Source organism: Brevundimonas sp. (assembly GCF_030704825.1).
Classification (GTDB): Bacteria; Pseudomonadota; Alphaproteobacteria; order Caulobacterales; family Caulobacteraceae; genus Brevundimonas.
In genome coordinates this window covers 97996-112636 of the sequence record NZ_JAUYNX010000024.1, presented here as the reverse complement: position 1 = coordinate 112636, position 14641 = coordinate 97996, and the positions used below count along the sequence as shown (strand labels likewise).

13 protein-coding genes are annotated in these 14641 nt (G+C 71.1%); 10 read left to right on the top strand and 3 right to left on the bottom strand.

Annotation, left to right across the window (positions count from 1 at the left end; translation table 11 throughout):
• Positions 1 to 19 precede the first annotated feature (19 nt).
• The 8 genes from Q8Q71_RS13360 (at position 20) to Q8Q71_RS13325 (ending at position 8847) form a co-directional block, all read left to right on the top strand.
• Positions 20 to 1561, top strand: a complete 1542-nt coding sequence (locus Q8Q71_RS13360) for a trypsin-like peptidase domain-containing protein (RefSeq protein ID WP_305760092.1) — start codon at positions 20 to 22, stop codon at positions 1559 to 1561.
• A gap of 69 nt (positions 1562 to 1630) precedes the next feature.
• Positions 1631 to 2302 carry a response regulator transcription factor gene (locus Q8Q71_RS13355; protein WP_305760091.1) on the top strand — a complete coding sequence of 224 codons (672 nt, stop codon included), beginning with the start codon at positions 1631 to 1633 and terminating at the stop codon, positions 2300 to 2302.
• A 9-nt stretch (positions 2303 to 2311) separates the two neighbouring features.
• Positions 2312 to 3718, top strand: a complete 1407-nt coding sequence (locus Q8Q71_RS13350; protein ID WP_305760090.1) for a HAMP domain-containing sensor histidine kinase — start codon at positions 2312 to 2314, stop codon at positions 3716 to 3718.
• Positions 3715 to 6603, top strand: coding sequence for a bifunctional [glutamine synthetase] adenylyltransferase/[glutamine synthetase]-adenylyl-L-tyrosine phosphorylase (locus tag Q8Q71_RS13345; protein WP_305760089.1), 2889 nt, complete (start codon positions 3715 to 3717; stop codon positions 6601 to 6603). The genes Q8Q71_RS13350 and Q8Q71_RS13345 overlap by 4 nt, the downstream gene beginning before the upstream one ends.
• 66 nt (positions 6604 to 6669) lie before the next feature.
• A complete protein-coding gene (locus tag Q8Q71_RS13340; RefSeq protein WP_305760088.1) occupies positions 6670 to 7266 on the top strand; it encodes an EF-hand domain-containing protein in 597 nt (198 codons plus the stop codon).
• A gap of 65 nt (positions 7267 to 7331) precedes the next feature.
• Positions 7332 to 7895: an RNA polymerase sigma factor gene (locus tag Q8Q71_RS13335; protein ID WP_305760087.1), complete on the top strand. Its 564-nt coding sequence runs from the start codon at positions 7332 to 7334 to the stop codon at positions 7893 to 7895.
• Between the two features lie 5 nt (positions 7896 to 7900).
• Complete coding sequence (locus Q8Q71_RS13330) at positions 7901 to 8329, top strand: hypothetical protein (protein WP_305760086.1); 429 nt, start codon at positions 7901 to 7903, stop codon at positions 8327 to 8329.
• Entirely contained in the window at positions 8326 to 8847 is a 522-nt protein-coding gene (locus tag Q8Q71_RS13325; RefSeq protein ID WP_305760085.1) for a periplasmic heavy metal sensor, read from the top strand. The genes Q8Q71_RS13330 and Q8Q71_RS13325 overlap by 4 nt, the downstream gene beginning before the upstream one ends.
• Positions 8848 to 8856: 9 nt before the next feature.
• Here Q8Q71_RS13325 and Q8Q71_RS13320 read toward each other — a convergent pair whose 3' ends face one another.
• The 3 genes from Q8Q71_RS13320 to Q8Q71_RS13310 form a co-directional block, all read right to left on the bottom strand.
• Positions 8857 to 11199, bottom strand: a complete 2343-nt coding sequence (locus Q8Q71_RS13320) for an ATP-binding protein (protein WP_305760084.1) — start codon at positions 11197 to 11199, stop codon at positions 8857 to 8859.
• A 166-nt stretch (positions 11200 to 11365) separates the two neighbouring features.
• On the bottom strand, positions 11366 to 11938 hold the full coding sequence (locus tag Q8Q71_RS13315) for a hypothetical protein (RefSeq protein ID WP_305760083.1): 573 nt from the start codon (positions 11936 to 11938) through the stop codon (positions 11366 to 11368).
• 93 nt (positions 11939 to 12031) lie between these two features.
• Complete coding sequence (locus tag Q8Q71_RS13310; RefSeq protein ID WP_305760082.1) at positions 12032 to 12442, bottom strand: CBS domain-containing protein; 411 nt, start codon at positions 12440 to 12442, stop codon at positions 12032 to 12034.
• Positions 12443 to 12606: 164 nt separating this feature from the next.
• Between Q8Q71_RS13310 and Q8Q71_RS13305 the strand changes: the two genes are divergently transcribed.
• Together Q8Q71_RS13305 and Q8Q71_RS13300 are read left to right on the top strand one after the other, a co-directional pair.
• Positions 12607 to 13008, top strand: a complete 402-nt coding sequence (locus tag Q8Q71_RS13305) for a hypothetical protein (RefSeq protein ID WP_305760081.1) — start codon at positions 12607 to 12609, stop codon at positions 13006 to 13008.
• 97 nt (positions 13009 to 13105) lie between these two features.
• Positions 13106 to 14617 carry an aldehyde dehydrogenase family protein gene (locus Q8Q71_RS13300; protein WP_305760080.1) on the top strand — a complete coding sequence of 504 codons (1512 nt, stop codon included), beginning with the start codon at positions 13106 to 13108 and terminating at the stop codon, positions 14615 to 14617.
• Positions 14618 to 14641 lie beyond the last annotated feature (24 nt).

Genomic DNA, 14641 nt, shown 5'->3' with positions numbered 1-14641 from the left:
AGGATCGCAAGACACGCCTATGATGAAGCGCAAGGAATTCATGCTGGGGGCCATCGCCGGCCTCACCTTCGCCGCCGCGGCGACCGCCGGCGGGGTAATCGACTGGCCGTCGGCCCAGGCCGGGCCCGTGGCCGGAGTCTCCGGCCGTCTCGCCCCCAGCGCCGGCGCCGCGGGCCTGGCCTTCGCCCCGCCCCAGGGCGCCCCGCTCAGCTTCGCCGACATCTTCCAGCAGGTTGCGCCCGCCGTGGTGCAGATCGACGTGAAGACGCGCGTGCAGGCGCGTCAGGGCTTCATCCAGATTCCCGGTCTCGGCGCGGTGCCGGTGCCCGTGCCGGAAGGCGAGGAGGGCGAGGAAGGCGAAGGCGGCGCCACCGCGCTCGGCGCCGGCTCCGGCTTCTTCATCTCGGCCGACGGCTTCATCGTCACCAACAACCACGTCGTCGCCGACGCGCTCGAGATCACCGTCAAGCTGGCGGACGGCCGCGAGATGGAGGCGCGCGTCGTCGGTCGCGACGAAAGCACCGACCTGGCCGTCATCAAGGTGGACGGATCGGACTTCCCGTTCGTGACCTTCGAAGAGACCGCCAAGCCCCGGGTGGGCGACTGGGTCATCGCCGTGGGCAACCCGTTCGGTCTGGGCGGCACCGCGACCGCCGGCATCGTCTCGGCCGAGGGACGGGGGGAAGTCGACAATTCGACGCCCTACACCGACTACCTCCAGATCGACGCCGCCATCAACCGCGGCAATTCGGGCGGCCCGACCTTCGACATCTACGGCCGGGTCATCGGCGTGAACTCGGCCATTTATTCGCCGACCGGCAATTCGGTCGGCATCGGCTTCGCCATTCCGGCCACGATCGCCAAGCCCATCACCGACCAGCTGATGCGCGGCGAGACGATCGAGCGCGGCTACCTGGGCGTAGAGATCGGCAACCTCGCTCCCTTCCGCGAGTCCATGGGCCTGCCCGAGAATACCCGCGGGGCGCTGATCAACAGCGTCACGCCGGGCGGCCCGGCCGACCGCAGCGGGCTGCAGGCCGGCGACATTGTCACCGCCATGAACGGCACGGCGATCACCAGCTCCAGCGAGCTGACCCGGCGCGTCGGCCAGGCGCGCTCGGGCGACACCTTGCGGCTGGAAATCCTCCGCGACGGCCGCCGCCAGACCGTCAACGTTCGCTCGGGCACGCGGCCTTCGCTGGCTGAGCTGAACGCGGACCGCAACGGACCGGACGAGCTCGAGACGCCCGCCCCGGCCGCCGCCAGCGCTGCGGTCGCGGGTCTCAATGTCGCGCCGCTGTCGGCGGCCTTGCGCCAGCGCTACGAGGTTCCGGCCAATATCAACGGGGTGGTCGTCACCCAGGCGGGGCGAGGCCCCACCCAGGGCTTCCAGCCCGGCTATGTCGTCTTCCGGGCCGGCAACGCGCCCGTGACCTCGGTCGCCGATCTGCAGGCCGCCGTCCGGGCGGCGCGCGCCGCCGGCCGGGATTCGCTGTTTCTGATGATCTGGACGCCGAGGGGCAATGTTCCCTTCCCGCTCGAGCTTCCGGAGTCTGAATAAGCCTTAACTGCCCCCATCGCCGCCGATGCGCTACCATCGGCGGCGATTCCGCATATGAGGGCTGATTCCATGCGCATTCTGGTGGTCGAGGACGACGCCGAGGCCGCGACCGCCATGGTCCGGGGACTGACCGAGGCCGGGCACGAGCCGACCCACGCCGTCGACGGCGCCTTCGGCCTGCTTGAGGCGCAGAAGGGCGGTTACGACGTCTATGTGGTCGACCGGATGATGCCCCGCCTCGACGGCATCGGCATGGTCGAAACCCTGCGTCGCGACGGCGACCAGACGCCGGTGCTGTTCCTGTCGGCCTTGGGCGAGGTCGAGGACCGGGTCACCGGGCTGAACGCCGGGGCAGACGACTATCTGGTCAAGCCCTACGCCTTCTCCGAGCTCATCGCCCGCGTCGAGGCCCTGTCGCGCCGACGAGAGTCCGGCAGCGTCGCCACCATGCTCAAGGTCGGCGACCTCGAGATGAACCTGATCGCCCGCACGGTGCACCGCGCCGGCCAGGAGATCGACCTGCAGCCCCGCGAGTTCCAGCTGCTCGAATTCCTGATGCGCCACGCCGGCCAGTCGGTGACCCGCACCATGCTGCTGGAGAAGGTCTGGGAATACCACTTCGACCCCCAGACCAACGTCATCGACGTCCACATCAGCCGCCTGCGCGCCAAGATCGACAAGGGCTTCGATCACGCCATGCTGCAGACCGTGCGCGGGGCGGGCTATCGGCTGGAGCCCTGACGGCCGCCAGTGAAACTTCCCTCCCTCCTTCGCCGCACACCCTTCCGGCTGACGCTGCTGTTCCTCGCCCTGTTCGCCGCGGCGGCCAGCGCGATCCTGGCTTATGTGTATTTCGCCTCGGCCTCCGAGGCGCGGACCAAGGCCGAACGCGATGTGCGCGGCGAGATGCAGGTCCTGACGGGCATCTACAAGGAACGCGGCTTCGACGCCCTGAACCGGGCGATGATCGACCGGTCGTTGCAGGGCGGGTCCTATCTGTATCTGCTGATGGACCGCGACGGCCAGCGGATCACCGGCAGCCTGACCTATTCGCCGGTCGAGAATTTCGAGGGCGACCTCCAGTGGCAAACCTTCCGCTTCACCGACACCGATCCGAACGGACGGGTCGTGCGGCCCGAGGCGCGCGGCGTCCAGGTCAGGCTGTCGGGCGGCGAGATGCTGTTCGTGGGCCAGTCCCTCGGCGACACCGAGGCCTATCTGGCCCGGCTGACCCAGGCCTTGTGGGCCGCAATGGGCATAGTTCTCCTGCTCGGTCTGGGCGGCGGCGTGCTGGTCAGCCGCAACCTCGAACGCTCGATGGGGCGGCTGAACAAGGTCGTCACCGCGGTCCAGGAGGGCGACCTCAAGGTGCGCGCCCCGGTGAGGAATTCCGGCGACGAACTGGATGAGCTGGGGGCCGGGCTCAACACCATGCTGGATCGGCTGGAGGGGTCGATGGCCTCGATCCGTCACGCCGGGGACGCCATCGCCCACGATCTGCGTTCGCCGCTGACGCGGATGCGGGCCAAGCTGGAAGTGGCGCTGATGGACGCCGAGGCGGGCAAGATCGACGGCGTCGACGCGGTGCAACTGGCGCTGGACGAGGCCGACAGCCTGCTGAAGACCTTCAACACCGTCCTGGCCATCGCCCGTCTGCAGGCCGCGGCGGGCCGCACGCCGGATCCGAAGGTGTTCGACGCCGCCGACCTGGCCGCCGACATGGCCGAGCTCTATGAGCCCGCCTCCGAGGACAAGGGGCTGGAGTTCTCGGCCGAGATCGAGCGCGGTCTGATGGTCGAGGGCAACCAGCCCTTCCTCGCCCAGGCCCTGGCCAACATCATCGACAACGCCATCAAATACACCCCGGCCGGCGGGGCGGTGATGCTGCGCGCCCGCCGGCGTTCGTCGGGCGAGATCGAATATTCCGTCACCGACACCGGCCCGGGGGTTCCGGAAGAGGACCGCGAGCGGGTCATCGAGCGCTTCGTGCGCCTGGACAACAGCCGCACCGAGGCCGGGTCGGGTCTGGGCCTGTCGCTGGTGGGGGCGGTGATGGAGGCACATGGCGGCCGCATCATCCTCGACGAGGGGCCTGGCGAATACGGCGGCTTCGGCCCCGGCCTGCGGGTGGCGCTGGTCCTGCCGGCGGCGGAATGAGCGCCCCCCTGGGGCCTCGCCTCAAGCCGTGCGGCCCGGTCATCGACGCCGGGGCCGCCGACCGCGCCCGGGAGCGGCTGGTCGAGGCGGCCCGCGAGACGGGATGGACCGACGGGCTGGAACCGGTCTGGCCCGCGCTGGAGCCGGTTTTCGCCGCCTCGCCCTATCTGTTCGGCCTGGCCCGCCGCTGGCCCGAGCGGTTGCGGCTGACGCTGGAGACGGCGCCGGAGGACCGCCTGGCGGCCATCCTGTCCGCGACCGGCGCCCTGACCGGCGGCGCCGATGAGGTCCGGGCCCCGCTTCGCCGGTTCAAGGCCGAACTGCACCTGCTGACCGCCCTGGCCGACCTCGGCGGGGTCTGGGACCTGGACGCCGTCACCGACGCCCTCAGCCGCTTCGCCGACGCCTCGGCCCAGGCCGCCCTGCGCGCAGTGGCGCGTGACCAGCGGACGCGCGGCAAGCTGGTTTCGGCCTCCGACGATCCGCGCGGCCCTGTCCCGGGCCTGTTCGGCCTGGCCATGGGCAAACACGGCGCCTTCGAACTCAACTACTCCTCCGACATCGACATCAGCCTGTTCTGGGAGCCCGAGGCGCTGGCGAGCGCGCTCGCGGAAGGCGTCGAGCCGCAGAAATTCGTCGACCGCGCCGCCCACGCCGTGGCCTCCCTGATGCAGGAACGGACCGGCGACGGCTATGTCTTCCGCGTCGACCTGCGGCTGCGGCCCGATCCGTCCTCCACCCCGCCCGTGGTCGTCGCGCCCATGGCGTTGGCCTATTACGAAAGCGTCGGCCAGAATTGGGAGCGCGCCGCCTTCATCAAGGCCCGGCCGGTGATCGGCGACCTCGCCGCCGGGGCCGAATTCGTCAAGGCGCTCAGACCCTTCATCTGGCGCCGCAGTCTCGACTATCCGGCCATTCTCGACATCCAGTCGATCAAGCGTCAGATCCACGTCCACAAGACCGGCGAGGGCATGGAGGCCGCGGGGGCCAATCTGAAACTGGGCCGCGGCGGCATCCGCGAGATCGAGTTCTTCGCCCAGACCCAGCAACTCATTCTGGGCGGCCGCGATCCGGCTCTGCGCCGCCCCCGCACCGTCGACGCCCTCGCCGCCCTGCGCGACGCCGGTCACGTCAGCGCGGAGGTCTGCGCCGGATTGACGGCGGCCTATGTCGAACTGCGCGGGCTCGAACACCGGGTTCAGATGCTGGACGACGAACAGACCCACATCCTGCCGGCCGAACCCGCGCGCCGCGCGGCCGTGGCGGCGCTGGCGGGCGTGGGTGACCTGGCCGCCTTCGACGCCCGCATCGAGGCGCTTCTTATCGGCGTCAACCGCCGGTACGGCGAACTGTTCGAGGGCGAGGAGGCGCTGTCGTCGCCCTACGGCTCGCTGGTCTTCACCGGCGTCGAGAACGATCCCGAGACCTTGGCGACGCTCGAGCGTATGGGATTCGCCGAGCCTGCGGGCGTGGCCGATACGATCCGCAGCTGGCACCACGGACGCATCCCCGCGACCCGATCGGCCCGAGGGCGCGAGCTGTTCACGCGTCTGGCTCCGCGCCTGCTGACGGCCTTGGCCGACACCGGCGCGCCGGACGCCGCCTTCCGCCGCTTCGCCGTCTTCTTCGCCGGCCTCAACAGCGGGGTTCAGGTCCAGGCCCTGTTCCTGGCCCAGCCGAAACTGTTCGACCTCGTGGTCGGAGTCATGGCCTTCGCCCCCCGGCTGGCGCGCACCCTGGGCCGTTATCCCGCCGCCCTGGACAGCATGCTGGACGCCCGCTTCGGTCAGGCCATCGACGAGGACTCCGGTCTGGTCGACCAGATGATCGCCGAGGCCGCCGCCGCCGCCGATTTCGAGGGAGCCCTCGACGCCGCGCGCCGGGTGCATCGCGAGCAGATGTTCCGCATCGGCCTGCAGACCCTGGCGGGCCACGCCGGACCCGAGGCCGCGGGACGGGCCTACACCGCCCTGGCCGATGCGGTCATGACGACCCTGGCCCCCGCCGCCATGGCCGAGGCCGTACGCCAGGGCGGAACCCTGCGAGGCGGGGCCGTGGCCGTGATCGCTCTCGGCAAGGCGGGGTCGCGCGAGATGACCGCCAGCTCCGACCTCGACCTGATGACCGTCTACGACGCCCCGGCCGAGGCCGTATCCGACGGCAAGGGCTGGGCCGCCGGCGTCTTCTATTCCCGCTTCACCCAGCGGCTGATCGCGGCCCTGTCGGCCCACACCGCCGAGGGCGGCCTGTACGAGGTCGACATGCGGCTGCGGCCCGGCGCGGCCAAGGGGCCGGTGTCGCTGCGGCTTCCGGCGGTCGAGGACTACTACGCCGCCGAGGCCGACACCTGGGAGTTCATGGCCCTGACCCGCGCCCGCGTGGTCTGGACGGATGATCCGGCCTTCGGCGCCCGGGCCGGCGCGGCGCTGGAGGCGATCCTGCGCCGGCCCCGGCCCGGCGTGAATGTGGCCGCCGACGCGCGTCGGATGCGCGACCTGATGGCGCGCGAGCGGCCCGGGCAGGGGCCCTGGGATCTCAAGCTGGCGCCCGGCGGCCAGGTCGACGCCGAATTCGTCGCCCAGGTCCGGCAGCTGGCCGCCGCGGCGGCCGGACCGCCGCTGACGGTGTCGACCCTCGAAGCCCTCGCGGACGAACCGGCGCTGGCCGAGGCGTGGCGGCTGCAACAGGCGTTGAGCCAGATTCTGGGCGCCGCCTTCGACGACCGGCCCGATCCGGAGCAGGAGCCCGAAGGCTTCCGCCGCCGTCTGGCGGAGGCGGCGGGGGTCGCCGATTTCGGCACGCTGAAGGCCCGCCTCTTCGAGATCCGGAGCGCGGCCCGCGCGGCCTTCGAAAAGGCCCTGCCCGCCATACGCGACGGAAACTGACCCCACCCTCGTTTCAGTCTCCAGACGCAAGCAAGGCCGCGTTGGGCGGCCGTGGAGAGCATCGAGATGAACAAGTCCCTTCTGGTTGGCGGCATGGCCGCCCTGGCCTTGGCCGCCGCGGCCGGCGTCGCCATCGCCCAGCAATCCCCGGCCCGCCCGGCCCACGGCGCGCGGGCCGACGTCGATGGCGACGGTCGCGTCAGCCAGGCCGAGTTCGTGGGCCGGCGCGTGCAACGCCTGACGGCGGCCGATGCGAACAGCGACGGCTCGGTGGCGCCCGACGAAATGCGCGCCGCCCGCCGGGCGCATATGGCCGCCCGCGCCGACGCCGGTTTCGACCGGATGGACGCCGATGACGACGGCGCCATCAGCCGCGCCGAATTCGACGCCCGACGCGAAGCCCGCGCCCACCACGGTCCCCGCCGCGCGGGCCGCGGAGCCGCTCGCGGCGGCCATATGGAGACGCGGGGTCCGGTGGTGATCGCCGAAGCCCAAAGCCGGGCCGAACAGGCCTTCGCCCGGCTCGACGCCGACAACGACGGCTTCGTCACCGCGGCCGAGCGTCAGGCCGGCCGGCAGGCGATGCGCGAGCACCATCGCGAGCGGATGGCCCAGCGCCGCGCCCAACGACAGGCGTCGCCCCAGGCGCCCGCTTCGGAGTAAGGAAATGTCGGGGACGACGGTCATGGACCGGCCTGCCCTTTCGGTAACGAGTGAAGAGGGCCGGATTGGCGCCGATCGCCGACCCCGACGAGGACCTGGTGCGCCGTGTGGGTCAGGGAGACCCCGCGGCCATTCAGGCCATGGTGGCGCGCAAACTGCCGCGCATGCTGGCGCTCGCCCGTCGGATACTGGGCGATCTGACCGAGGCCGAGGACGTGGCCCAGGACGTGATGCTTCGGGCGTGGAAACAGGCTCCGCGCTGGACGCCGGGTCAGGCCAGGTTCGACACCTGGCTGCACCGGGTGGGTCTGAACCTTTGCTACGACCGGCTGCGTCGGCGGCGCGAAATCCCCACGGGGACGCCGCCCGAGCGGCCCTGGGAAGGGCCGGCTCCGGACCGGGGCCTGCTGGCGGCGGACGTGGGCGTTCGCGTCGACGCGGCCCTGGCGCGATTGCCGGATCGTCAGCGAGAAGCCATCGTGCTGTGCCATTATCAGGAACTGACCAATATAGAGGCCGCGGCCCTGATGGAGATCAGCGTGGACGCGCTGGAGAGCCTGTTGTCGCGCGGGCGGCGGGCCTTGAGACAGGCACTGGCCGACATCCGGCCGGGCGCTGAAGGAGTATGAGTGGGATGACGGCGGAACGGTTCCTCGCCCTGGTCGCGGCCTGGGGCGCCGACGCGCGGCGCTGGCCCGAGGCGGAACGGGCGGCGGCGCAGGCCTTCGCCGCCGCGTCGCCCGAGGCTGCGCGCGCGGCCCTGGCCGAGGCGGACGCGACCGACGCCCTGCTTCAGCTGTCGCGCGCTTCCCATCCCTCCGCGGCGCTGCGCGACCGGGTTATCGCCTCGGCGGCCGGGGCGGGCCTGAAGGCGCGTCGCGAGGGCCGCCGCTGGCTGGATCGTCTGACCCTCGCCCTGGGCGCCGGATGGGTCGCGGCAGCCTGCGCCGGCATCGCGGCGGGCGTCATGATGACCGCCCATCTGACCGCCGCCGCCCAGGCCGACGCGGTTCTGTATGAGGCCTCCTTGCTGGGCATGGACGATACGGAGGTGCTGGGTTGACCGCTCGCACGCTGAAGATCGCGCTGGCCGTTTCGGTGGCGGTCAACCTGTTCGCCCTGGCCGCCGGGACGACCCTGCTGGTCACGCGCGCCCGGGTTGAACATCGCATCATCGAGCAGTCCCGGCCGCTGCGTCAGCCGCCGATGATCGAGGTCATGGGCGATCTGACGCCCGAGGTGCGCGAACGCGTTCGCGAAAGCCGGATCGCCTCCGCCCTTGCCGCCCGGCCCGATTTTCGCGAGGCGCGCCGGAAGCGACGCGAGGCGGTCGAGCTGGCGGCGGCCGATCCTCTCGACCTCGACCGGGTGCGGGCCTTGCTGGAGCAGTCGCAGCAGGCCGAACTTCGCGGGCGGGCGCGGCTGGAGGCCGACAGCCTGAGGCTGCTCTCGGAACTGGAACCGGCCGATCGAAAGATCGTGGCGCGGATCCTCGAGGGCCGCCGGGGCCGACGCGATCGCGATCGCAGGGAGGACGGCGCGCACGCGCCTCGTCCCGGAACCGGGAGCGCCGCCGGCTGAGCGTGCGGCTCAGGCCGCGCGGGCCTGCTCCGGTTGCGCGGCGGCGGGCCGGTGGATCGGCAGGTCGAAGCTCACCGTCGTTCCGCGCCCCGGCTCGCTCTCGATGCTCAGGGTTCCGCCGTGCAATTCGATCAGCGACTTGGTCAGGGCCAGGCCCAGGCCCGTGCCCTGGGTGGTCTTGGAGTGCTGGCCCTCGACCTGTTCGAACGGCCGCGCCAGCCGGTTCAGATCCTCGGCCGCTATGCCGATGCCGGTGTCCGTGACCGCGACCCGCACCCGGTCGTCATCCTCCCGCGACAAGGCCACGACGATGTCGCCGCCCTCGGGCGTGAATTTCACCGCGTTCGAGATCAGGTTCAGCACCACCTGCTTCAGACCACGGTAGTCGGCGTCGAGCTCGGGCAGATCGGGCGCGTCGACCAGAAGGTTCAGGCCGGCCTCCTGGATCTTGCCGCGCATCAGGCGGGCGGCGTCGTCGACCACCTCCTTCATCGAGACCTTTTCGTAGTGCAGCGTCAGCTTGCCCGCCTCGATCTTGGCCATGTCGAGGATGTCGTTGATCAGGCTCAACAGATGCTGACCCGATTTCAGGATGTCGGCGGCGTAACCCTTGTATTTGGGGTCGCCCAACGGGCCGAACATCTCGCCGGCCATGATCTCGGAGAAGCCGTTGATGGCGTTCAGCGGCGTGCGCAGCTCATGGCTCATATTGGCCAGGAATTCCGACTTGGCCTGGTTCGCCGCCTCGGCCCGGGTCATGGCCACCTCGTATTTGCGGGCCAGCAGGGAGAGCTTCTCCTCACGGTCCTCCAATTCGGTGATGGTGACGTGCAGGCGTTCGGTGGCGCGCTGGCGCTCGGCTTCCTTCTGCTTGATGGCGGTGATGTCGGCCGCGGTGACGACCGAGCCGCCGTCCGAGGTGAACCGCTCGACCAGTTGCAGCCAGCGCCCGTCAATCAGCTCGACCTCGCGCGCGCCGGCGCGGCCGCCCGTCGCCGGCTGGTCGGACTTGATGGCCAGGGCGGCGATCTGGTTGAGATCGTTCTTGAGGGCGCCTCGCCGCACCACGCCGGGCCCGAAGGCGAAGGCGTCCTGGAAGGCCTGGTTTGACAGGATCAGCCGCCCGTGCCGGTCGAACAGGACGAAGGCGTCCGACACGCTCTCGATGCCGTCCCGCAGCCGGCCCTCGGCGGCCTGGGCCTGGGCCTTGGCGCGCCGGGCCTCCGTGGTGTCCAGCGCCACGCCCAGAACGCTGGTGAAGCCGTCGTCGCCCCGGTCCCCGCGGGCCTGGCCCCGCGCATCGATCCAGCGCGCCCGGCCCTGCGCGTCAGGCACGGGAAAGCTGACATCGAACGTCCCGAAGGTCTGGGCCTGGCGCAGCGCATGCAGCACCGCCTCCTGATACCGCGGATGGATCCGGGCCATCAGTTCGTCGGTCGGGATCGGGCCGCCGTGCTCCAGCCCCATCAACTCGGCCATATAGTCCGAGACGGTGACCTGTTCGGTCTCGGTATCCCACTCCCAGACTCCGCAGCGCGCGGCCTCGACCGCGCCGCGAAAGCGCTGTTCCGACGCCGCCCATTGACGGCTGATGCCCTGCTGGCGCCGCTGCAGCAGCAGGGCCAGCAGCACCACGAAGGCGCCGATGCCGACCGGCGCGGTCAGCACCCAGGCGTCGTCCAGAAGGGCGTCCGCCCCGGTGTGGACCGGCGTCGAGGCCACGGCGATCAGGCCGGTCCCGTCCGCCGACACGGCGGTCCGGCGGATCGACCGCTCTCCGGCGGTCAGGGTGACGCCCCGGCCGTTGGCCACCACCGGCGTCGAGGGCAGGCCCAGGGCCGCGCCGTCGGATCGCGCGCCGGCCAGCACCGCTCCAGGCCCGGAAAGGATCGCAAGGTCCACGCCCTCGCGACGACCCAGCGCCGGCAAGGGCGCGCGACCGACCAACCGGCTTCCGCCCGGCAGATCCCTGGACACCAGAATGGCGCGGCCGTCGGCGGACAGCCGGGGCCGTCCGGGGGCCGGGGCGAAGGCCCGGACGTCGTCGCCCGCCGCCGCTACGACGCGGCCGTCGACGGCGACCACGGCGAAGGCCCGCCCGGGAGCCGTGGCCCGGGCGCGGTCGACGGCGGCCCGGGGCTGGTCGGCCCGGGCCGCAGCGGCTCCGGCCCGCACGCCGGCCTCGACGGGGCTGATCCGGGTCTCGATCTCGAGCGCCAGCAATCGCGCCTCGCGGTCCACCGCCGTCAGGCGAAGGGCGTCGGCTTCATAGCCCGGACGGGCGATCTCGCGGGAAAACAGCAGCACATAGGCCGCGACGGCCAGGGTCACCACGAGGATAGCGATGCGCACCCAAGAGGGCGGGCCCTTGCGCCGGTCCGCGGCGCGTCGTCCCTCGCTGGTTATGCGGCGCTCCTCACCCCGCAAGGCGCTCTCCCCCAAGGATTGACGACGAATAGGCGAATCTAGGCTGCGTCGCGGATTCCTGTCGAGGCTTGGTTAGGAACCATCAACCATTTCAGGCGGCCTGGGATTCCCGGGCCGCGGCCGCGGTGTCCGAAGGCGGCCCCAGCACGTCCTTGATCGACTTGAGGACGGTCCGGGCGTCGCGGGCCAGGATCAGCATTTCCGGAGGCGCGTCGTCCGGCGCGTCGTCGACGGCGGCCAGCACCCGCTCGGCCAGGGCCATCAGGCCGGGAGCGGCGGCGATCAGCCGGGCCTGGAACTCGATCTGGTCGGGGTCGCGGTCGTATTCGGCCCCCGGCACGCGCCAGCCGCCCCAGTCGGCCTTGTCGGTAACCACCACCGGATAGGTGCCTGGAAAGGGATGATGCGGGCAGTCGTCGGCGTTCTGCCACTTGTTGCGGGCCCGCATCAGCCGCCAGGTTTCGCCGCCGTTGGCGGCCGGATCCTCGGTCGGCAGCAGAAGCTCGTGGCCGAGGAACTCGCGGCCCAGGCCGACATCATAGGTGACGCGTACGGGTTCCTCGAAGCCCTTGGCCCACACCGGCTGGACCTTTTCGATCTGGGCCCATGCGCCGACACATTCGACCCAGACCTTCTGACCCTTCTGGAACTGCGCGCGCGCCATCGGCGTCTCCCGTACTCGACGGACAGACTAGAAGCGCCGGGTGAACGCGTGGTTTGGCGAAAGGGTTAAGAGGAGCTTGACGTCCCGCGCCCGTCAGGTGCGCGAGATATCTTCCAGCGCCTCGCCGGCGTATTTCTCCTTCACCCGCGTGGACAGGTCGCCCAGCGATACCACCCCGACCAGGCGGTCGTCCTTGTCCAGCACGGGCAGGCGGCGGATCTGCCGGGAGCCCATGGCGTCCAGCACCGTCTTCAGATCGTCGTCGGCCCGGGCGGTGTGGGGATCGCGCGAGATATACTCGACCACCGGCGAGGTGCAGGCTGCGCCCCCGGCCACGGCCCGCACGGCGATGTCGCGGTCGGTGATCGTGCCGATCAGGGTGTCGCCGTCCGCAACCGGCATGAAGCCGAAGTCGCCGGCGCTCATCCGCGCGGCCACGTCCTGAAGGGTGTCGCCGGGTCGGGCCACCTGCACGTCCTTGCTCATCACGTCGCGAACTTTCATCGGTCATCTCCTTGTCGAGGGGCTGCGGTCAAAACCCCCGCCCGGGGTCGCGGTTCCGGTTCATCTGGCTGACTGCCAGACAACGAGGCTCTCAGGGTCTCGTCACGCGCCGGGTGATTTCCTGCCTCCATGACCCGACAGGGGTCGGAAGAAGGAAGACGACAATGAAAACCGCCATGATCCGGAAGGCCCTGCTTTCCACGCTGGCGGCGTCGGCGGTCATGGTGGCCACGCCGGCGCTGGCCCAGAACGTCAGTTTCTCCATCGGCGTCGGCTCGCCGGGCTACAGCCAATCCTACGGCTATGGCCACCGCTACAACCGCGGCTATGGTCACGACCTGCGGGCCCGCGCCGAGCGGCTCGAGCAGCGGGTCGACCGGCTCGCCTGGAACGGCCGCATCAGCCGGCGCGAGGCGCAGACCCTCAGCTGGCGGCTGCAGGAATTCCGCAGCCTGGAATGGCGTTATGCGCGCGACGGACTGAGCCGTCGGGAGTACGCCGACCTCAGCCACCGTCTGGACCGTATCGAGCGCCAGCTCCGTCACGAGCGTCGCGACCGGTGGTAGTCTGACGCGACCCGCGCGGGCCGCCTCGACGACGGGGCGGCCCTTTCGCTTTGGCCCCGGTCCCGCTAAGCCGCGCGGGCCAGCCGGAGCCCGCCCCATGACCGTCCCGACGACCGCCGCCGCCGAATGCCGCGAGATCCTGAACCGCCTCGGCGTCCCGGCCGCCGCCTGGAGTTCGGACGGGTTCGAGGCCCGCTCGCCGATCGACGGCTCGGTCGCCGGTCGCGTGGCCGAAACGCCCGACCTCGACGCCGTCGCCGACCGCGCGACCGCCGCCTTCCAGCAATGGAAGCGCGTCCCTGCCCCGCGCCGCGGCGAACTGGTCCGTCTGCTGGGCGAGGAGTTGCGGGCGTCCAAGGACGACCTCGCCCGCCTGGTCACGCTCGAGGCCGGCAAGATTGTCTCCGAGGGGCTGGGCGAGGTTCAGGAGATGATCGACATCTGCGACTTCGCGGTCGGCCTGTCGCGGCAGCTGTACGGGCTGACGCTGGCCAGCGAGCGGCCCGGGCATCACATGCGCGAGACGTGGCAGCCGCTGGGGCCGGTGCTGGTCATCTCGGCCTTCAACTTTCCGGTCGCTGTCTGGGCCTGGAACGCCTGCCTGGCCCTGGTCTGCGGCGATCCGGTGATCTGGAAGCCGTCGGAGAAGACCCCGCTGACCGCCCTGGCCACCCACGCCATTCTCGACCGCGCCGTCGCCCGGTTCGGGGACGCGCCCGAGGGCCTGTGCCAGCTGGTCATCGGCGGGCGCGAGGCCGGAGAGGCCCTGGCCGCTGACCCGCGTATTCCGCTGGTTTCCGCCACCGGCTCGACCCGGATGGGCCGCGCCGTGGCGCAGACGGTCGCCGCCCGTCTCGGGCGGTCGCTGCTGGAGCTCGGCGGCAACAACGCCATGATCGTGACGCCCAGCGCCGACCTCGACATGACCGTCCGCGCCATCGCCTTTTCGGCCGTCGGCACCTGCGGCCAGCGCTGCACCACCCTGCGCCGTCTGCTGGTCCACGAGAGCGTCGCCGATGGTCTGATCGCGCGGCTGAAGGCGGCCTATGAGACCCTGCCCGTCGGCGATCCGCGCCAGGACGGCGTGCTGGTCGGGCCCTTGATCGACGAAAGCGCCGGCGCGGCCTTCGACGCGGCCCTGCGTCAGGCCGCGACCGAGGGCGGCGAGGTCGTCGTCGGCGGAACCCGCGGCGCCGGGGGGGGCGGCATCTACGTCCGTCCCGCCATCGTGCGCATGCCGGCCCAGACCGCCGTGGTCGAGCACGAGACCTTCGCCCCGATTCTCTACGTCCTGACCTGGTCCGACTTTGACGACGCCGTGGCGATGCAGAACGCCGTGCCCCAGGGCCTGTCGTCCTGCGTCTTCACCGACAGCGTGCGCGAGGCCGAGCAATTCCTTTCGGCCTGGGGCTCGGACTGCGGCATCGCCAACGTCAACATCGGCCCCTCGGGCGCCGAGATCGGCGGAGCGTTCGGCGGCGAGAAGGACACCGGCGGCGGCCGCGAATCCGGCTCGGACGCCTGGAAAGCCTATATGCGCCGCCAGACCCAGACGGTGAATTTCAGCGCCGCCCTGCCGTTGGCGCAAGGGGTGAAATTCGACATCTGAGGCGTCCGGCCGACCAGGCCAATT